We start from the raw sequence: 19,895 nt of genomic DNA, 5'->3' as shown, positions 1-19,895 counted from the left end.
ATGGGCATCAAAGTGAAGGGTGTCAAGGGCGTGGTGCGCAACGTGAACCGCATAATTGACGATATTCAGGGGCGTAAAATTGTCAGAGCGCTCCAGTCGGCGATGCTAATTGGCGGCGCTAGAGCTGCCCTCTACACTCCAATCGATACATCGGCGCTGATTAACAGTCAGTTCAGGGAAGTCATAACCAACGGCGCAATTGTTACCGGGCGCGTGGGGTATTCGACGAACTACGCCGTTTATGTTCACGATCCGGCCAACCCTCAGCAATTTAGACGCACCACAGCTAAGAAAGAGTTCCTTACGCTTGGATTCGAAGAAGAGCGAAGCGCTATCGATGCTGCTGTTGCCAAGGAGCTTTCGCTATGACGCCAATGATGCACGAGCGGGTTCTAAACCTGTTTGTTAACGCTGGGCTGACGTCTGGATTTACTGTCCAGCAACTGATGTACGACGACCCAGGGAAATCATCCGAAGCGGTCATGGTATTCAGGCCAAACGGCGGAACAAACATCCGCAACGCACTTGGCTCTGAATATCATGTGATCGTCGATGTTATTGGCGCTAAAGGCGTCGGGGCCAAAGACAAAGCCTTAAACGCCGTTCAGCGCATCGTCGATTACGTCCAGGCCAACCCCATGGCTGACGAGTGTGTCGGATACATCCAGAACATGGGCGCAATTCCCGCGCCGGTGCTCACAGAAGAAGGGCGAATAGTCTTCCGATTGCAATTTGCATGCACGTTTGGCGACTAGCCATTCCCAACCAAATAACCCGCTCAGGCGGGTTTTCTTTTATACGTCAAAGAGGAGTTTCACATGGCTAATTGCCAGAACTCGAACGAGCGCCTGTTCGGCGGTGCGGTCGTGCTGGAAGTCGCCGATGGCTGCCCGGACGTCAAACCACTCGAAGGTAAGTGGATGGCGCTGGCCGCTGGTACGTCGAAAGGCTTCGACTTCAACCCAAACTCGGTTACCTCTGATGCGGATGACGGCGGCGGCTATGTCGAAACCATCATCACCAACAGTGACTTCACCCTGAGCTTTGAAGGTGAGGTGCGCAAGAAGGACAAGCTGGATCAGTACGGTGTCGGCAAGTTCATCAAGTATTTCGCCGATGAGCTGAAGGCCAAGCGCCAGCCTGGTATCTGGGTGCGCATGGACTACGGACCGGTTGAATTTATCGGCTACATGAACATCACAGCGCTGAGCTCTGATGGTGGAACCAACGATATCGTCACGTTCTCTACCGAGTTCAAAGTCGGTGATGCGAGCACAATCGAAGTCAACGAAGTGACGGCAGTGGCGGTGACCGGCGTGACGGTAACCCCGACAACCAGCACCGGCACGGCGGGCGGTACCAGCACCTTCACGGTGAACATCGCACCAACAGGCGCAACCAACAAAGACTTCACTGTAGCGACTACCAACGCGACCAAGGCAACGGCTACCGCCTCTGGCAACACCGTTACCGTGACGCGCGTCGCCACCGGCAGCGCGCAGATCATCATCAACACCGAAGACGGCAACTTTGTAGCCGTGCATACGGTTACCGTTACGTAACGGACATTCCAAAGGGCGGCGTGCTGCCCTTGATAATGACCGTTTTATGGAATTTACCATGATCCCATTAAAAGAAATTGGCGAATTCCTGATCGCCGCTGGTGACAAGGAATATTTTTTCCGTCCATCGTTTATCAACATGACCCGAATAGGCGAGCCAAAAGATATCGTAACTGCTTTCTATGACCTTCATCATGATGAAGTATCAGATCTTATAAGGTCGGCTATCAATGCCTATGGATTGGTGCCTGAATGGCTCATTCAGCATTTAAGAACAACCAGTTATGGGAAAAAAGCAATAATGGCTGCAATGACGGTGCTTTCATCCTGTTGCGACGCAGACGCTACCCCATTGATTGGTGAGCTACGCATAGCCAAAACCAAAGGAAAGCCATTCAAACTCCGGCATGGGGCAATGGATGAGTTTGATATGGTTGTGATTGCGCAAGCACTAATAACGCACGGCATTATTGGGAAAGCCAGGATAAGAAAGCTACAGCGCCATGAGAATACCAGCACGACATCTGAATTTAATGCCTTCGAGTACATCAGCGCGGCACGTAATCACTTCGGCATGAGCCGCACTGAAGCCTCTCAGTTAACGATGACCGAATTTCAGATGCTGCTGGCGGCTAAATATCCTGACCAGAAAGGCTTTACTCGCGAAGAGTACGACAGCATCGCCGATGAATATCTGGCTAAACAGGCAGTTCGACGCGAGAATGCGAAAAAGAAGTAACCGACCTTCTATACAACGATACCCTGAGAACAATAAATCATCCTTTTCCGTTGCGCCTGTGCTATTCCTGGGTAGGATGTTCATTTTTACCAAAGGGGAATAGGGATATGAACAAGATATTTGTGGCGCTGGGTTTTATTGCATTAGTAATTACATGCACCTTCGCAGCAAGAGAGCCACTATCTCTCGTCTTCATAATTGCAACTTTCATTATCATTGGCTTTGGATTTGGAAAAATAGGCGAGAAGGCGGCGTTTAATTCCCGTCTTACACAGGCGGAGAGGCGTGGAACTTTACGATTCTGCGCCGTTGGTTTTTTGGCTGTATCATTAGCTGCCAATGTGGGATTTCTTTTTTGGGTCAACTCCCAAACCCCTATTTTTGGTGATGCTTACGCGGAAAGAAAGCAATATGAAGACCTGAAGAGCGACTTAAAAAAACAAGAAACAGCTCAGGAGGAGGGGCGTGCAATCCGATACTACGATGCAAAAGAGTCAGTGAAGGGATTGCTCAAAGACTCATCATCTGCTGAGTTCTCTGGGGAGAAGATCGGCAAGGGTGGTGCAGTTTGTGGGTACGTAAATGCAAAAAATAGTTTCGGCGCTTATGCAGGTAATTCAAGGTATATATCTACCAACGGGCACTCCGTAATAGATGACGATAGCCAGGAGTTTAATGACTCATGGGAAAACACCTGCAACTAACCAACAATAAAACCATATCAAACCTCGCTCAGGCGGGGTTTTTTATTGCCCGGAGATTAGATTATGGCTGGTACTGTCAGCGCTGGAACGATTGTTTATGAAGTTGACATGGACACCGCCGGGATCCTTCAGGGACGCCGGGATATCGATGCCGCATTGAATGGTCTTAACGGTAGCATGGGTCGTCTTGAGGCTGGGTTAAACCGCACTGAGCGATCCCTGTCTTCGATTGAAGGCACTATGTCCAGCTTAACTGGCGTCGCGAAAGCGCTCATTGCCGCTCTTTCTGTACAGCAGGTCGGCGCATACGCCCAGGCATGGCAGGACCTGAGTAATAAACTGGCAAACGCCGTCAGGGATTCCGTACCTCCTTTTGAGACCTTGGCTGATGTCACCGAGCGTGTTTTTGATATCTCTCAAAAGACTCGTTCAGGTCTCGATGCCACGGCCACTCTCTATGCACGTCTCGAGCGATCAACACGGAGTTATGGTGTCAGTGTTGAGGACATTACCAGGCTGACAACCATTATTAACCAGGGTTTCGTGGTCTCAGGGGCAACAGCCGAGGAGGCAAGTAACGCAATCATTCAGCTTGCTCAGGGGCTGGCGTCCGGAGCATTAAGGGGTGATGAATTTAACTCTGTGAACGAGCAGGGTAACCGGCTCATGATTGCCCTGGCTGACTCTATGAATGTCAGCATTGGGGCGCTCAGAAACATGGCTGCAGAGGGCAAGTTAACCACTGATGTGATCGTGAATGGGTTGCTTTCTCAGGGCGATAAAATTGGACAGGAGTTCGCTAAAACTACTGCCACGATCAGCCAGTCTCTTGAAATTGCCAACAACAACATCACGAAGTTCTTTGGCGAGAATGCCACTGTAAAAACTGGTGTCAAAATATTCAGTGATTCAGTTATTTCACTCAGTGAAAACCTGGACGTTCTCAGCGCTACTCTGACCATTGTTGCTGGCGTTATGGGCGCGCGATATGTCGGTGCGTTGACCATGGCTACCTCAGCGAAAATCGCTGATATCGCAGCATCCCGTCAGCAGGTTGTCGCAGACAATCAGACGGCACAGGCTGCTCTGGTAGCCGCTAATTCTGTTCAGCGTAAGGCTCTTGCTGATAAAGAGGCTGCTCTTTCTTCTCTCGCGCTGGCCCAGGCTGAATATAACGTGGCAAAAGGTAGCGCTGCAGAGATGCTGGCAATGGATGCCCTTGTAGCCGCAAAAACCAGGGCTACTACCGCATCTATAGCTCTTGCCGAGGCTGAAACTGCCCAGGCTGCTGCGTCGGCCCGTGCAGCGACAGCTGCTCGTGCAGCGTCCATTGGTATCGGAATGGCTCGTGGTGCGCTTGCTCTTATAGGTGGTCCAGCGGGGGCGGCTATGCTTGCTGCCGGCGCGATCTTCTATTTCTGGCAGAAAGCTCAGCAGGCAAAAGAGGAGGCTATCGCCTTCGCCGATGGTCTGGATAAGCTCAACGCCGCCATGAATGCAATGTCGAACACGCAGCTGCGTGGGGCTATTGCAGATGCCAATAATTCTATTAGAGCTCAGAAAGAGGCTGTTGCGGATCTGCAAAGTGAAGTTGACTCGCTGAGAGACAGATACCAGAACTTTACCCCGGCTGCCCAGAAGGTTGCTGAATCTATGGGGCAAGGTACAGACTTCGCTCGCCAACAGGCGGAAGTGTCTGATGAGCTGGCTCGCAAGACGCGAGACCTTGAGGCCGCTAAAGATAAATTATCCCGGACAGAAGAAACCGCGTCAGAGGCGACACGCACGCTCACGAACAACATGCTTACGGCGATGGGAGTTCATGATCAACTCATCGAAAAATCCTGGTCTCTTGAGCAAGTTCAGGGTGCGGTAGCGAAAGCCTTTGGTGATACAGCTGATGAAATAAACCGGGCCAATCAGGCAGGGAAGAATTTTGATCCGAAAGCACTGCAAATTTCTCCGGCCACGAAAGAGGGCGATAAGCTTATCCTCAATCTTGAGGAGCAAAACGAACTTCTTAAAATTCAGGATGAGCGACAAAGAGCCGTTGTTAAAGCTCAAATGCAAGCCGCCAAGGTAACTGATAACAAGAATCAGATATCATCAGCTGGAAAGCTTGCTGGAGAAAACTACGACCTGCAAAAGGCCGAAGAAGCCAGAAAAAAAACACAGCGTGAAAGCGAACAGCAGGATAAACGTTCTGCAACATCCGCTGATTCTGTGGCTCAGAAACTGGCGAACCTGAAACAGCAAGCGGAACTGGCGGCGGGGTCAACTCAAGAACTCAGCAGAGAGCAGGCCATGCTTAATGCCGAGCAATCTCTTGGGAAAGGCGCGACTCAGGCCCAGATCGCAGAGGCCCGCCAGTATGCTGCAGCAAAATGGGATACGGCCAACGCTATCAAGGCAGAGTCTGCAGCTCAGAAGCTTCTTCCTGAGTCACGTGAGAACGCCACTTACAAGCAGGATGTTGAGGCTCTGAACACAGCTCTGGCCGCGAAGAAAATCAGCCAAGAGCAGTACAACGCTACGTCAGAACAACTTGAGCAGCAACATCAGGTTAATCTGGCGAAGATAAGGGCGCAGAAAATTGCAAATGTCACGCCCGTACAGGATGCGCAAGGAGGAATTGACTCAGTTCAGCAACTTGCCAATCAGCATGCAACCGAATTAGCCATGATTCAGCAATTCGAGTCTGATAAAGGAAAGCTAACACAGCGTGGGATAGAGCTTGCTAATGCAGCTAATACTCAATACGAACATCAACGGATAGCAGCGCAATGGGAAATATGGAAAAACCAAAATTCTGCGAATGAGTTATTGGCAGCCGGATTTGACTCTTTAGCTGGCAACGCTTCCAACGCTTTCACGGGGATCCTAACCGGAAGCATGTCTGCTCAGGAGGCCATGCAATCTCTCGCAAGCAACGCGCTGAATAGCCTCATCAATGGCTTTGTGCAGATGGGTGTAGAGTGGGTTAAATCAGCGATAACTGGCAGCACTGCCCAAATCGCTGCCACCACGGCCACAACCTCGGCAGCAGTAGCCGGTACAGCGACGACTACCGCGGCAAGCGTTTCCTCTGCTGCGGCCACGACCGCGGCGTGGACACCAGCTGCAATCGTCGCCTCCATCGGATCATTCGGTGGTGCTGCGGCCATTGGTATCGGTGCAGTTATTGCCGCCATGGCGATGGCTGGTGGTATCGCAGGTAAGCGTAAAAATGGCGGTCCTGTATCAGCAGGCTCTATGTACCAGGTAGGCGAGGGCGGCATGCCTGAAATCTACCAGGCCAGCAATGGCAGTCAGTACATGATCCCCGGAGACAACGGAAAGGTGATTAGCAATAAGGAGCTGACGAATGGGGGAGGTGGTGGTGTGGTAGTCAATATCAACAACTACACGTCGTCAAACGTAGATGCGCAGGCAACACCAGACGGAAATGGAGGGTGGACGGTGGATGCATTCGTTTATGACCTCGATAACGGCGGTCCTGCCAGTCAGGCCATACAGCGAAATCACCAGGCACCACGTAAGGCAAGGAGCTAACTATGCCAATTCCATATCCTGACTGGCTGCCCTTGGCGCAAAAAGGGAAGATACCCTCGACCGATACCGGTTTTCGGACGGACCAGCCGGCGGTCGGCGCGCCAATATTTCAGAAACTCACCGATGACCTGAAAACCACATTCTCTCTTACGTGGATTTTCACCCGGGATCAGCATCGGGCCTTCATGCAGTGGTTGCGGAGCCCGAACTACCTCGATAACTGCAATCAGTGGTTCACGATGCGCCTCGGGACAGGTACTGGTGACACAGGGATAGAGGTTCAGGAACTGCATTTCCTTTCCTGGCCGACATGGTCGCAGTCCGGATCCATTTTCACCTGGAGCGGTGATGTTGTCGCGCGAGAACTGGTTAACTCTGATGATGAGTATGACGACATTATTGTCGAGCTTCCGCCGCCGTGGGGTTCATGGCTCGATATTATCGTCACCGGTTATCCGGATGGACGCGATCCGGAAAGCCTTTCGAGGGTTCCGTAATGCCCACACTGAGAGAATTTCAAAGCCAGAGACCTAATCGGATACTGTACGAGACGATCACCTTCTACAACGAGACGTTTGGATATGTGCGTCTGGTGAACAACCAGATATTCCCAAAAACGTTAGGCGGCCAGGTGTTCACTCCATGCCGGATGGAGCTTACGGAGAGCCAGCAAAGCAATACGCCGGTACTCGACAGCACGGTTAAATTTAGCCGCCTGGCGCAGGACTTTAAGCAGAAGCTGAAACTCTGGAAGGCGCATTCGCGCATCACACCGATCTCTGCCACCTATCAACAATTTGACGCTGCAGACATGAGCACAGCCATCAAGTCATGGACGCTCTACGTCAATGACTGCTCGATGGATGACAAGGACGTCACATGCAGCCTCACGCGAATTAATCCGCTAAACCGGAACGTTGGCCGTCTGTACACCGTCGAAGAATACCCGGGGCTTCAGAATGCATAGAGACGAGTTTATTTCTCGAATTGAGGGCGTGCCATGGAGTAACCGGGCGTGCAGTTTCGACGCAGCAGACTGCTGGGGTCTGGTGGTGATGTATTACCGGCATGTTCTCGGTATCGAGGTACACCAGACTGCGGACTATGAATCCGGGCGCGACTTCATGACCTGCTATGACGCGGATGTCGTGTTCTGGCAGCGAAGCGAAACATTTTTCGATGAAGGGATCTTCGTGGCCTGGGTTGGCAGCCAGCCTGTGCATGTTGGCCTGATTGTTGACGGCCGGGCGCTGCACAGCCGCGGGGAATACGGGCACGTCAGATTTGACGCGATACGGACAATTCAGAAGCTATTCACCAGAGTGGAGTTTTACCAGTATGCCGGTAATCGAAATTCAGCGCGTCCCGGGGATGCCGAAGGACAGGGCGGAAGTTGAAGCAGGGACGGTGTTTTATGACTGGCTTGAGCAGGAAAGTTTTCACCGCGATATTCGCATCAACGTTAACGGCAAAGAGCTGGAGCCTGAAGAAGAACTGGGGTTTGTTCTTCAGAAAAATGACCGGGTAGTCATTTTTGACCAGCCTAAAAACGGCGGTCTGATTGGTACCATCCTGAACCCGCTCGAGCACCTCAACCCGATAAAATTTACTCAGAAAGTACTTTCCGGGCTGATGCCGAAAGCAAATGCGGGCGCTGCCGGCGGGAACAGTAAAACGTCGCCAAACAACAGTCTGAAAGGCCAGACCAACATTGCGCGTAATGGCGAAGCCAAGCCTGATAACTTCGGTCAGGTGCGTTCTTTCCCGGATCTGGCTCAGGAATCGCTGTTCGAATATATCAGCAACCTGAAATACATCACTGAACTGATGGTATTCGGGCTGGGTAAATACGACGTTACGTCTGTGCGTTTCTCAGAGTCAAATCTCGGTTCAATGGCAGGGGCCAGTTACACCATTTACCAGCCAGGTGACGTAATCCCGGTAGTGAATGAAGGCTACCATTTCGATGACGTTGACGGGCAGGAAGTGCCAGGGTTAAACGAGAGTGGCGATTTCCCGGTAGAAACGGCCACTGCAAACACTGTTATCAGCGGTGTCTATGCAGGGGGACAGATAGCGATGAAAATCGTGAAACAGGCAACCTTCGATTACTTTGCCGATCTGACTTTCCCGCACCCGGTGACATTCACCATTAATGTGACGTATCCAATCACTGGCGGTACCAGAACGGAAGACGTAACTCTTTCTGGCAGGCTGATACAGTTTCAGGAAACAAACGACGGAGCAGTGGTTAATCCGACCTATTACTACACCTTCACATTTGACCGTCTGAATGGCCCGGCTATCCCCATTCAGGATGCAACCATCAATACGACGAAGTTCATCCTGAATGATAACGCTGCGCTGATAGTGGGGCCGTTTTTCTCGCCGATTGCATCAAGCCAGTTGTGGCTTCACACGCAGTCCGGCCTCGGCGGTAATAGCGAAACAAATTGGAAGGTGACAATCTGGAAAGTCGACGACAGCAATAACCAGATCCCCGGAACCGAACAGGTGTTTACTTACCGTCAGACAACGCCTCATGACTACATGTCTGAGACGTTTAACCGGACGGACAAGCTTATTCCAACTGGCGGGTTTGGGCGCTATGCAATCACATTCCAGAGGACCGATAACAGCAGTGATGCCAGTAAGCTTCAGGTTGAAGAAATCCATGCGGTAAACGTGAGGACAAACGTCGTTCACGCTGAAGATTCGCTGGTAATGGTAAAGGTTCGGGCCACAGAAAATGCCACGAGCGGGCGCGACAGGAAATATAACGCGCTGATCACCCGCCATGTCATCAGCTACAACATGACGACGCAACAGGTCGACTATACGCTCAGACCATCGCGTAAATTCGCTGACATTGCGTTGTTTAACTGGCTGGTCGTCGGGCAGCAGCCGGAGTCGAGCATCGACATTTATGGCCTGTACCAGATACAGGCTGAAATCGACGCTATCGACCCGCGCCTCGGATACTTCGATTACACCTTTGATGATGAGGATGTGTCGCTCGGCTCGCGGATGGAGACCGTCTGTGACGCTGCCAGCGTGTCCGTTTATGACGATAACGGCGTGCTGTCATTCACACGAGACAGCAAGAAAACCTCTGCGGCCACGATATTCAACCGCTCAAACACAAAGCCAGACGGTTACTCGCTTTCTTACGACATGACGCTTCCAGGCGGCTATGACGGCGTTGAAGTGCAGTTCCGCAACCCGGACACCAATAAGCAGGACTTTGTCCGGTACCGGATATCGGGAAATTCCATCATTGAAGGATCGCCGACTAAGGCGAAAAAGTTCGAAATGCTGTACGTCAGAAACAGGTTTCAGGCGGACGAAAGGGCGCTGCGCGAGTGCAAGAGGCTGATCTTCTCCCGTATGACCATGGCCATCACAGCAATGGCTGACGGAGAATGGGTAAACATTGGCGATATGGTTCAGGTGCCGGATACATATGATACCAACCAGCAGGCCGGATACATCGTGTCACGGGTCGGCAATGACTTCGAGACGAGTGAGCGCATCAACTTCTCAGGAACCATGTTTGTACAGGTCACGGATACAACCGGCGCTACCACAGCCAGATATCCGGCATCTCCACGCACTGACACCGCGTTTGGCTTTACTGCTGCCATTCCAGACATTGACCTGAATCTGTTCGACGGCGTTGACGTCCAGTCTCCTTCCCGGTACGTCATTGCCACGTCACAGGAGCTTGATGCAGGGCAGTGGACAATAACAGCTAAGCAGCCAGACGGTAAGGGAAGCACAGCCTTAACCCTCGCTGAGTATAGCGACCTGATTTACCAATAAGACCTATCCCGACTAACCAGACCCGGCCTCTGCGCCGGGTTTTTTTATGGAATCAATATGGCTACGCAACCAACCAATCTCCCTGTTCCAAGTGAATCGCCTCGCGACCTGAAATTTAACGCAGGAAAAATCGACGAATTTGTTACGTCTGAAAGCCATGATTATGTTGACAGATTTGGCAATAAGCATCGTACAATTGAAGGTATAAATTACGATGCGAATCAGGCAATTCTGAATTATGGCTATATCACGAAGGATTCTTTTGAAGATGGCAGCACCCTTAGCCTTGCTAACGAGTGCTTACGCTGGGAAAGCAGCGGCGAATACTACAGATGGGATGGGACGCTCCCCAAAGTAGTACCCCCTGGATCTACACCTGACAGCACCGGTGGGATTGGAAAGGGGAAATGGGTAAGTGTAGGTGACGCATCTTTAAGATCCGATCTCGCCGGTCCTGGAGGCGTGGACCTAGTAAATGGAGCTGCGAAACAGGAAGATTTGGATGCATTAAGCGCCCACGTTGACGATGTCGAGAACTCAATTTATTACTCAGGTAAAACAGCAGCCACACACGCAAAAGACATGCTTGCTGGTACTGTAAAAAATATTAAGTTTTTTGGTGACTCAACTATGTATGGCTCGGAGCCGCCAAGCCTGACACAAAGCGTAAATAACCCCCCAAAGATGTGTAAAGAGGCTCTGGTGTATCTTTACGGGGTACCAGTCAGTCCAACCATTACTAAGGAAGGTGCGAACAAGTCCCTGATATGAGATCATGTTTGTCATCTGGAGCCATGGAACAGGGTTCATCATGAGTCATCAACTTACCTTCGCCGACAGTGAATTCAGCAGTAAGCGCCGTCAGACCAGAAAAGAGATTTTCTTGTCCCGCATGGAGCAGATTCTGCCATGGCAAAACATGGTGGAAGTCATCGAGCCGTTTTACCCCAAGGCTGGTAATGGCCGGCGACCTTATCCGCTGGAAACCATGCTACGCATTCACTGCATGCAGCATTGGTACAACCTGAGCGATGGCGCGATGGAAGATGCTCTGTACGAAATCGCCTCCATGCGTCTGTTTGCCCGGTTATCCCTGGATAGCGCCTTGCCGGACCGCACCACCATCATGAATTTCCGCCACCTGCTGGAGCAGCATCAACTGGCCCGCCAATTGTTCAAGACCATCAATCGCTGGCTGGCCGAAGCAGGCGTCATGATGACTCAAGGCACCTTGGTCGATGCCACCATCATTGAGGCACCCAGCTCGACCAAGAACAAAGAGCAGCAACGCGATCCGGAGATGCATCAGACCAAGAAAGGCAATCAGTGGCACTTTGGCATGAAGGCCCACATTGGTGTCGATGCCAAGAGTGGCCTGACCCACAGCCTAGTCACCACCGCGGCCAACGAGCATGACCTCAATCAGCTGGGTAATCTGCTGCATGGAGAGGAGCAATTTGTCTCAGCCGATGCCGGCTACCAAGGGGCGCCACAGCGCGAGGAGCTGGCCGAGGTGGATGTGGACTGGCTGATCGCCGAGCGCCCCGGCAAGGTAAGAACCTTGAAACAGCATCCACGCAAGAACAAAACGGCCATCAACATCGAATACATGAAAGCCAGCATCCGGGCCAAGGTGGAGCACCCATTTCGCATCATCAAGCGACAGTTCGGCTTCGTGAAAGCCAGATACAAGGGGTTGCTGAAAAACGATAACCAACTGGCGATGTTATTCACGCTGGCCAACCTGTTTCGGGCGGACCAAATGATACGTCAGTGGGAGAGATCTCACTAAAAACTGGGGATAACGCCTTAAATGGCGAAGAAACGGTCTAAATAGGCTGATTCAAGGCATTTACGGGAGAAAAAATCGGCTCAAACATGAAGAAATGAAATGACTGAGTCAGCCGAGAAGAATTTCCCCACTTATTCGCACCTTCCCTAACTACGCCATCCCTGGCACAACTCTGTATGACATGATTCGCGGCACCGATGGTTCTGGCAAAACATATCAGCAAAGGCTTACTGAGTCAGCGTGTGACATTGTGTACTGCAATCATGGGATTAATGATAACCAGACAGGGAAGGACATTCTTCAATACAGAAAAGACCTTATTACCTTTGTTAAGGTTTCTCGCCAGTACAATGCAACACCGATTCTGGTGACGCCAAACCCTCAACTTACCATTGGACTCGGAACGACTCCAAACAGCAAAAGATTCATCAATTTTGTAAATGTGATGAGGGAAGTCGCAGCCAATATGGCTGTAGACCTGGTTGATAACTATAAATACATGTCTCAGTCGCTGAATGTATTTACCCCAATCACTATTTTCCCTGACGGCGTACATATGAGCGCTACAGCATATCGTCAGTATGGTTACAATCTGGCGATACCACTTGTCAGTGCGCATCGGCTTGCTATGAAAGGCGATAATGCTGGCCTTAATGGATCGACATTTTACACCAACTCCACTAACTCAAGCATTGAGGAACATGGCGCGAGATGTGGAGAAACATTCATCTGGACTAAAGAGAGTAATGCCACAGGAATAAATTTCCCCGTCATTTTTGAGCATGGGCAGGAAAGGTTTGGAATAAATGAGCTTTATTGGGGTTCTTCTGCAAAACACAACTACTTCATAAATAATGTTACTGCTTATATTTCAGAGCCACGAAAGACATATGGATCTATAGGTGATATTGATTGGGATGGTATGACATGCATTCCAAAGAAAGTGTTTGCAGGTCTTAATGTGGTTGGGGTATTGATAGATACAGCAACAAGCATTGGTACGGGAGCAACATTTTCAGGAGTGTCGCTCATAGGTGGAAGCTTCAATTCAATGACTGATCAGTCTGGCGGCTATCTAGCGGATGATTACGTACTGAATATGGATGCAGTCGCGCTGCAATATCCATTTTCAAGCGGATCTGAAGTTGCACTCCTTGATACTTCAGGAAATGCTAACTCAAAAGCAATATCTCTTAAGTTAACAGGAACGACTTTGAGGCTTAGTTATTGGGCAAACAATGCCGAGGTTGCTGGAGTTGACATGAGCTCATCAGTCACTGCTGGGACATACTACACAACAATAAAACTGTCAGGAACGGATGTTATTGCGGTTGTTGGTCAATTAATGGCCAGATTAAGTCTTGGTGTAGATGCGTCGAAATTGAAAGTTGACACCAAAGGTCAGCCATTTCACGTAATCAGGCGATAACACCTGCAATTCAGCCCACCTCGGTGGGCTTAAAGATCGAGTAAATCTACGCTCTTTCCACTACCCCATCCTTCTCGCGCCATTTTGTCTTCAATGTAGGCTATTTGATTGGCATTCCCTTGCTTCTTTAGGATGATGCAAAGTTGGCGTGCCGCTGTGTGGCTGGGGTAATAAAACTTAGAATTAGGAGATAAGCGGCCAAAGATCCGAGCATACTCGTCACAATCGGCGCGGTGCTTTTTCTTCATAGCCTCAATGACGATTCCTGATATGGCGACACATTTCTCACAAAGAGAAATGGCGTTCTGCAAGTTCTTCGGGTTAGCTCTCAATTTATACTGCTTCTTGATCTCCTCCTGCATAGTGAAGTGCAGATCGATGATTTCCTTGTTGGTCATGCCGGAAATCCTAGCAATCTTTGAGGAAAAATTATCCATGATTACTTCTCCTTGTTGTAAACACTCACTCAGGTGGGCTTTTTCTATTCCTTAGGTACGAATTTGTATTTCTTAACCAGCTGAGTCACCACAGCTTCTTTGACGTTATCAACGAGCATTCTCATCTCATCTTTTGTCATTGGCATGTTGATATTGGTAGTATCGACACCCTCCTTTCTCTCGTGGTATGAAACCCACGCCTCAATAGCCATAACGATCTCCGCATTCATGGATCTGCCATTAGCTTTGGCTATCTCTGCAATCTTCTCTTTTAGTTCTGCTGGCATCCGTACGCCATAAGGTGCGATGTCTCGTACTTTCATAACCAAATTCTCGTGAAGTCATATAACTACACAATGTAATAACAAATGCGTTGACAATCTATGCTCACGATGTAAGATTTGTGTAGTTATTACACGATGAAGAGAAAGTGAGGTATAAATGGAAAGGGTTCGTGATATAGCTCCGACAGGTATTCGCTTCCCGGAACACCTTAAGGAGTTGCTGAAGTTAGTAGCAAAGGGTGAGGGGCGTTCGCTTAACAATGAGGTCATTAAGCGTATCGAAAGGAGCCTGAAAGAAGATGGGTTTATCAAAGCATAAAAATAGCGAAACCCGGCAGTGTGGGGACACGAACCGGGCTTCTATGTCAGTAACCGTATGCAAGGAAACCAACATGAATATTGTATCCAAATCCGAGTTTAACTTCAAAGGTGTTCAGCTTTCTCCAGTAAATGATATGGGCAGCGTTTGGTTTACTTCGGCTGATTTGGCTGCTGCTTTGAAATACAAAAGCACCAAGTCCATTACCAACCTCTTCAACCAAAACAATGATGAATTCTCCGATGGAATGACTCAGGTCATTGAATCAGTGACCTCAGGAAATTACCGCAAGAAGGTGCGTGTTTTTTCCCTTCGAGGTGCTCACCTGATTGCCATGTTCGCTCGCACAGATGTAGCCAAAGAGTTTCGCCGCTGGGTATTGGGTATTTTGGATCGAGAAGTAGAGCACTCACCGATCGCCAAACAGTTCACAGACCAAGAACTTTGTGATTTAGCGTGGCTGTGGCGGGCTGGAGCTGTGATGATTACTGCTTGTCGCGATATCTACCCCTTACTGAAAGTGGCTGAACATCGGCAGGCAGGTCATTTCTACTCGATAGGCCAAGGGTTCACGAGAACCCTTAACAAGGGGAGAGAGATCATCAAGCGCGAAACATCGCATATCGAATTTCAACCATGGAGGGATGATAACTGGAGTAGGGTATTACCGCACTTGCGTCAGGAAATGTTGCAGTGATGCAAAAAGAAAAGCCGGCAGTTCGAGCTACCGGCTTCCATTGAAGCTTGTCATAAGGGTCCAACCAATGACTTCATTAAATTTAGCAGTTCATGAACCAAATGTCGATCCCCAGCCGCTTCCGGTGATTGAATGGAAGGGTTTGCGTGTTGTTACAACTGAAACGCTGGCCGCAGGCTATGGAACCGATGTGATTCGAATTCAGCAAAATCACATCAGAAATGAGTCGCGATTTATCAACGGCGTTCATTACTTCACGTTAAAAGGGAATGATTTAAGGGAGTTTAAGAACAGACTATCTTCTAGCGAGTCTGTTGGTAAGCGCGCAAGAATCCTGACTCTATGGACGGAGAAGGGCGCTGCACGCATGTCTAAAATAGTCGACACAGATGAAGCGTGGTCTTTCTTCGAACGTCTGGAAGACTCATATTTCAGACCAACTCCAGTGGCTGGTATCCCGCTTACTTATGAAGAGGCGCTCGAAGACCTTCTTTTAAAGGTGAAAGAGAACCGGTTCATCACAGAGCAGCGTGATCGCGCGGTAAAAGAAAAACTCTGGATTTCTGAGAAGCGAGAAGTCACTGCAATGACAACGGCCTCTATCGCAGTGCGTGAAAAGAATAAGTTAGCTGAGCGGCTTGGCGAAGGTAAAAACTTCGCTGCCATCATTCCGGTAGAGAAAAAGCTTAACCAGAAGTTCAAATGGCAGCCTTTGCGTAAGTGGTGCCGTGAAAATGATGCAGAACCTCATGAAGTAGAAGACCCTCGATTCGGTAGCGTAAAGTCCTGGCCACGTGCAGCATGGTTGGCAGTGTACGGTGTAGATCTTCGAAAGCTATTCTAATCTAACTCAAATACAAACCCGCTTCGGCGGGTTTTTCACAACTAAATTTCCAGCACCAACCGCCACTTATAAATCAGTTCAATCGCTTCGCTTGATCGACACCAGCGATCAGTAATACTGTATGCATATACAGTAACCATCGGAGGTGCATCATGGGTTTTCCATCGCCAGCAGCAGACTATGTAGAAGAGCGCATATCGCTCGACAAGCGGCTTATTGCACATCCATCAGCCACTTACATGATGATAGCCGGGACGACATACCTGCGCGCCGGAATCATGAAGGGCGCCATGCTCATCGTCGATTCATCACTGACACCGAAAGACGGTTCTTTGCTTGTCTGTGCTGTTGATGGTGAGTTCAGGATCATGCGCTACAGGACGCTACCGCATCCATGTCTGGAGAACCCTGAAAATGGAAGGAGGGAGCCGTTACCATCGAAGGACGATTTGTCGGATACTTCGCGGCCGGTGTTTGGGGTGATCACCTACAGCATCAACGATGCTCGCTCTGGCGAGTTCGACGACTGCCCGGTGATGTAATGGGGAAAAGGCATAGCTATGCCAGGCGGCATGGCTGTGCACTCTCTGTGTCACAGATGTGTCATGCATGGATGAGTCGTAACGAAACGCAGAAGCATATAACGACACGTAATGACACAATCGAGGTGCGAGCGCGGAAAAACTAATGATATTACAGTGCGTTAAATGGTACTCTACGTTCTTCTAAGCCGTAGGTCGTAGGTTCGAATCCTACAGGGCGTGCCATTTACTGCCTTCACCCTTTTTCGCTTCCACTCTCCCGTTTTACGCTAAATACACGTTTATGCCGATCTCATTCTGTCGATTAAATAATCGGGAAATAAATAGAACGCTAATGAATATTTGTTATTTTTCCAGCCTAAGGTTTTCTTAATCTTTATTTCATCCATTTTTATAATCTGGATTTTTATCATATTTATCCGCTGTATAAGAATATTTTACACTTTTACGACTAAACTTGATTGATACTAATTATCATTAGCGTTTTTGTATGCTTTAATCCTGTCCCACAACGCTATGCGTGGTAAATCACCCTGGTCTATAAAGGATATGTTCATGAATTCTCGCCTGTTGTCATGCTTCTCGCTTGCCTTGTTGTCTTCATCTCTTTTCCTTTCCACACAAGCATTTGCCGCTGATAACAACGAAGGTATCGTTGTTTATAACGCGCAGCATGAAAATCTGGTGAAGGCGTGGGTAGACGGTTTTACCAAAGAAACGGGTATTAAGGTGACGCTGCGTAATGGCGATGACAGCGAGCTGGGTAACCAGCTGGTTCAGGAAGGCACGGCATCACCTGCAGACGTGTTTCTGACGGAAAACTCGCCTTCAATGGTTCTGGTGGATAATGCCAAACTGTTCGCGCCACTGGATGCAGAGACCCTGAAGCAGGTGCCTGCGGAATTTCGTCCTGCGCACGGCCGCTGGATCGGGATTGCTGCGCGTAGCACGGTGTTTGTCTATAACCCGGAAAAATTGAGCGAACAGCAATTGCCAACATCGCTGATGGATCTGGCGAAACCTGAGTGGAAAGGCCGCTGGGCGGCATCGCCGTCAGGCGCGGATTTCCAGGCGATCGTAAGTGCGATGCTGGCCCTGAAAGGCGAGCAGGCCACCCTTGAGTGGCTGAAGGCGATGAAAACCAATTTTGTGGCCTACAAAGGTAACAGCACCGTGATGAAAGCCGTTAACGCCGGCCAGATTGATGGCGGTGTGATTTATCACTACTACCGTTTTGTCGATCAGTCCAAAACGGGTGAAAACAGCAAAAATACCCAACTCTACTACTTCAAACATCAGGATCCGGGTGCCTTTGTCAGCCTTTCCGGCGGTGGCGTACTGGCGTCCAGCAAACACAAAGAACAGGCTCAGGCATTCATCAAGTGGATCACCGGTAAAGAAGGTCAGGAGAGCCTGCGCACCAACAACGCGTTTGAATATGCGGTTGGCGTGAACGCGGCCTCTAACCCGAAACTGGTTCCGCTGAAAGATCTGGATGCGCCGAAAGTGGAACCTTCAACGCTTAACAGCAAAAAAGTTATCGAGCTGATGACGCAAGCCGGCCTGCTGTGATCCTGAGAGTTAAGTGAACGCCTTATGTCTGGTCTGAGTCTCGACATCGGAAAAAACAGGATGCAGGAGCCTGCTCGCAGGCGACCTGCACTGCCGATGGTTGCGTTAGCTGTCTTATTTTCATTAATGGCGCTTCTGCCTCTGGGTTTTATCATTGCCATTGGCATTGAGACGGGCTGGGAGACCATTAAGACGCTGGTGTTCCGCCCGCGTGTTGCTGAGTTGCTCAGCAACACGCTGTGGCTGACGGCCTTAGCGGTTCCGCTTTGTATTGTGACCGGCGTGGCGATAGCCTGGCTCACGGAGCGTACCCGGCTGGCCGGGCGGGGAATATGGTCTGCGCTGGCGGTCGCCCCGCTGGCAATCCCCGCGTTTGTACAAAGCTATGCCTGGGTGAGCGTCATCCCCTCCCTGCACGGTCTTTCCGCGGGAGTATTTCTCTCTGTTTTAGCTTACTACCCGTTTATCTACATGCCGGTTGCCGCAGTACTGCGCCGCCTCGACCCGACGCTTGAAGATGTGGCCGCGTCGCTCGGCACGCCGCCGTGGCGGGTCTTTTTCCGCGTAGTGTTGCCGCAGCTCAAGCTTGCTATCTGCGGCGGGGCGCTGCTGGTCGCGCTGCACCTGCTGGCGGAATACGGCCTGTACGTGATGATCCGCTTTGATACGTTCACCACCGCGATTTATGACCAGTTTCAGTCTACCTTCAGCGGCCCGGCAGCCAATATGCTGGCGGGCGTGCTGGCCTTATGCTGTCTGGCCATCTTAATGCTGGAAGGGGTGACGCGCGGAAAAGCACGCTATGCGCGCATCGGCGGCGGGGCCGCACGTGAACAGAAACGCTGGCCGCTGAAGCCGGTCGCGGCCACGCTGGCCCAGCTGTTTTTCCTCACGCTGAGCGTGCTGGCGCTGGGCGTACCGTTAATTGTGCTGTGTCGCTGGGTCTGGCTGGGCGGTATTGAGAACTGGATGAGCGCGGATCTCTGGCACTCCCTGCGCCAGACGCTCATGCTCGGCGTGGGTGGGGCACTGCTGACCACGGCCTGCGTGATCCCCATTGCGTGGCTCGGTATCCGTTATCCGCACCGCGTCTTCCGGATGCTGGAAGGGTGTATCTACATCACCAGCTCGCTGCCGGGGATTGTGACCGCTCTCGCGCTGGTAACGGTGACGATTCATTACGCCCGCTTCATTTATCAGACGGAAATTACGCTGTTCCTCGCCTATCTGTTGATGTTTATGCCCCGCGCGCTCATCAACCTGCGGGCCGGGATTGCACAGGCGCCGGTAGAGCTGGAAAACGTGGCGCGTAGCCTTGGCAGCACGCCTGCGAAGGCGCTGTGGAGCGTCACCATGCGGCTGGCCGCGCCGGGTGCCGCCGCGGGGGCTGCGCTTGTTTTTCTCGGCGTCAGCAACGAACTGACCGCCACGCTGCTGCTCTCCCCGCTGGGAACACGCACGCTTTCCACCGGTTTCTGGGCGCTGACCAGTGAGATCGATTATGTTGCCGCCGCGCCGTACGCGATGCTGATGATCCTGATTTCACTCCCGCTGACCGCCATCCTCTACGTGCAGTCGAAAAAAATTGCAGGACTATGAC

At 50.6% G+C, this 19,895-nt stretch carries 20 protein-coding genes, 1 tRNA gene and 1 pseudogene; 20 read left to right on the top strand and 2 right to left on the bottom strand.

The annotated features are described in order from the left end of the window. The 13 genes and pseudogenes from HV157_RS08495 to HV157_RS08435 all read left to right on the top strand — a co-directional run bounded on the left by HV157_RS08495 (window position 1) and on the right by HV157_RS08435 (window position 13,600). On the top strand, window positions 1–369 hold the full coding sequence (locus tag HV157_RS08495) for an HK97 gp10 family phage protein (RefSeq protein ID WP_182268295.1): 369 nt from the start codon (window positions 1–3) through the stop codon (window positions 367–369). Then, window positions 366–755, top strand: a complete 390-nt coding sequence (locus HV157_RS08490) for a hypothetical protein (RefSeq protein ID WP_150344257.1) — start codon at window positions 366–368, stop codon at window positions 753–755. Before HV157_RS08495 ends, HV157_RS08490 begins: the two co-directional genes overlap by 4 nt. Before the next feature lie 63 nt (window positions 756–818). After that, on the top strand, window positions 819–1,562 hold the full coding sequence (locus HV157_RS08485) for an Ig-like domain-containing protein (RefSeq protein ID WP_182268296.1): 744 nt from the start codon (window positions 819–821) through the stop codon (window positions 1,560–1,562). A 58-nt stretch (window positions 1,563–1,620) separates the two neighbouring features. Continuing rightward, window positions 1,621–2,301, top strand: a complete 681-nt coding sequence (locus HV157_RS08480) for a DUF6246 family protein (RefSeq protein WP_182268297.1) — start codon at window positions 1,621–1,623, stop codon at window positions 2,299–2,301. Between the two features lie 107 nt (window positions 2,302–2,408). After that, window positions 2,409–3,005 carry a hypothetical protein gene (locus tag HV157_RS08475; RefSeq protein WP_052135636.1) on the top strand — a complete coding sequence of 199 codons (597 nt, stop codon included), beginning with the start codon at window positions 2,409–2,411 and terminating at the stop codon, window positions 3,003–3,005. 63 nt (window positions 3,006–3,068) lie between these two features. Continuing rightward, window positions 3,069–6,557 carry a tape measure protein gene (locus HV157_RS08470; protein WP_182378471.1) on the top strand — a complete coding sequence of 1,163 codons (3,489 nt, stop codon included), beginning with the start codon at window positions 3,069–3,071 and terminating at the stop codon, window positions 6,555–6,557. Window positions 6,558–6,559: 2 nt separating this feature from the next. After that, window positions 6,560–7,054: a hypothetical protein gene (locus tag HV157_RS08465; RefSeq protein ID WP_182268299.1), complete on the top strand. Its 495-nt coding sequence runs from the start codon at window positions 6,560–6,562 to the stop codon at window positions 7,052–7,054. Then, window positions 7,054–7,524 carry a hypothetical protein gene (locus HV157_RS08460; protein ID WP_044865745.1) on the top strand — a complete coding sequence of 157 codons (471 nt, stop codon included), beginning with the start codon at window positions 7,054–7,056 and terminating at the stop codon, window positions 7,522–7,524. Before HV157_RS08465 ends, HV157_RS08460 begins: the two co-directional genes overlap by 1 nt. Further along, the gene (locus HV157_RS08455; RefSeq protein ID WP_182268300.1) at window positions 7,517–7,954 is read left to right on the top strand and encodes an NlpC/P60 family protein; all 438 of its coding nucleotides are present in this window, start codon (window positions 7,517–7,519) and stop codon (window positions 7,952–7,954) included. Before HV157_RS08460 ends, HV157_RS08455 begins: the two co-directional genes overlap by 8 nt. Beyond that, complete coding sequence (locus HV157_RS08450) at window positions 7,896–10,379, top strand: host specificity factor TipJ family phage tail protein (protein WP_182268301.1); 2,484 nt, start codon at window positions 7,896–7,898, stop codon at window positions 10,377–10,379. The genes HV157_RS08455 and HV157_RS08450 overlap by 59 nt, the downstream gene beginning before the upstream one ends. A gap of 57 nt (window positions 10,380–10,436) precedes the next feature. Continuing rightward, window positions 10,437–10,829 (top strand): annotated as a pseudogene (locus HV157_RS08445) (phage tail protein); the annotation flags it as partial. A 361-nt stretch (window positions 10,830–11,190) separates the two neighbouring features. Then, window positions 11,191–12,171, top strand: a complete 981-nt coding sequence (locus HV157_RS08440; RefSeq protein ID WP_000019402.1) for an IS5-like element IS5 family transposase — start codon at window positions 11,191–11,193, stop codon at window positions 12,169–12,171. Between the two features lie 103 nt (window positions 12,172–12,274). Then, window positions 12,275–13,600, top strand: coding sequence for an SGNH/GDSL hydrolase family protein (locus HV157_RS08435; protein WP_346010560.1), 1,326 nt, complete (start codon window positions 12,275–12,277; stop codon window positions 13,598–13,600). 29 nt (window positions 13,601–13,629) lie between these two features. Here the strand turns inward: HV157_RS08435 and HV157_RS08430 are convergent, their stop codons facing one another. Both HV157_RS08430 and HV157_RS08425 read right to left on the bottom strand, forming a co-directional pair. Further along, a complete protein-coding gene (locus HV157_RS08430; protein ID WP_182378467.1) occupies window positions 13,630–14,037 on the bottom strand; it encodes a hypothetical protein in 408 nt (135 codons plus the stop codon). 44 nt (window positions 14,038–14,081) lie between these two features. Further along, entirely contained in the window at window positions 14,082–14,360 is a 279-nt protein-coding gene (locus HV157_RS08425; RefSeq protein WP_182378465.1) for an Arc family DNA-binding protein, read from the bottom strand. 118 nt (window positions 14,361–14,478) lie between these two features. Between HV157_RS08425 and HV157_RS08420 the strand changes: the two genes are divergently transcribed. The 7 genes from HV157_RS08420 (at window position 14,479) to HV157_RS08390 (ending at window position 19,894) form a co-directional block, all read left to right on the top strand. Then, a complete protein-coding gene (locus tag HV157_RS08420; RefSeq protein ID WP_182378463.1) occupies window positions 14,479–14,640 on the top strand; it encodes an Arc family DNA-binding protein in 162 nt (53 codons plus the stop codon). 73 nt (window positions 14,641–14,713) lie between these two features. After that, a complete protein-coding gene (locus HV157_RS08415) occupies window positions 14,714–15,337 on the top strand; it encodes a P22AR C-terminal domain-containing protein (protein WP_346010513.1) in 624 nt (207 codons plus the stop codon). A gap of 67 nt (window positions 15,338–15,404) precedes the next feature. Beyond that, entirely contained in the window at window positions 15,405–16,181 is a 777-nt protein-coding gene (locus HV157_RS08410) for an ORF6N domain-containing protein (protein ID WP_182378459.1), read from the top strand. Window positions 16,182–16,333: 152 nt separating this feature from the next. Then, window positions 16,334–16,723: a S24 family peptidase gene (locus HV157_RS08405; RefSeq protein WP_182268306.1), complete on the top strand. Its 390-nt coding sequence runs from the start codon at window positions 16,334–16,336 to the stop codon at window positions 16,721–16,723. 158 nt (window positions 16,724–16,881) lie between these two features. After that, window positions 16,882–16,948, top strand: a tRNA-Ser gene (locus tag HV157_RS08400). A gap of 330 nt (window positions 16,949–17,278) precedes the next feature. Further along, window positions 17,279–18,295: an iron ABC transporter substrate-binding protein gene (locus tag HV157_RS08395; RefSeq protein WP_020885149.1), complete on the top strand. Its 1,017-nt coding sequence runs from the start codon at window positions 17,279–17,281 to the stop codon at window positions 18,293–18,295. 24 nt (window positions 18,296–18,319) lie between these two features. Beyond that, window positions 18,320–19,894 (top strand): iron ABC transporter permease, encoded by a 1,575-nt coding sequence (locus HV157_RS08390; RefSeq protein WP_182268307.1) that lies wholly within the window; start codon window positions 18,320–18,322, stop codon window positions 19,892–19,894. The last annotated feature ends 1 nt before the right edge of the window (window position 19,895 follow it).

The organism is Enterobacter sp. RHBSTW-00318 (assembly GCF_014101375.1).
GTDB classification, from domain to species: domain Bacteria; phylum Pseudomonadota; class Gammaproteobacteria; order Enterobacterales; family Enterobacteriaceae; genus Enterobacter; species Enterobacter ludwigii.
This window is presented reverse-complemented; position numbering and strand designations above follow the sequence as displayed.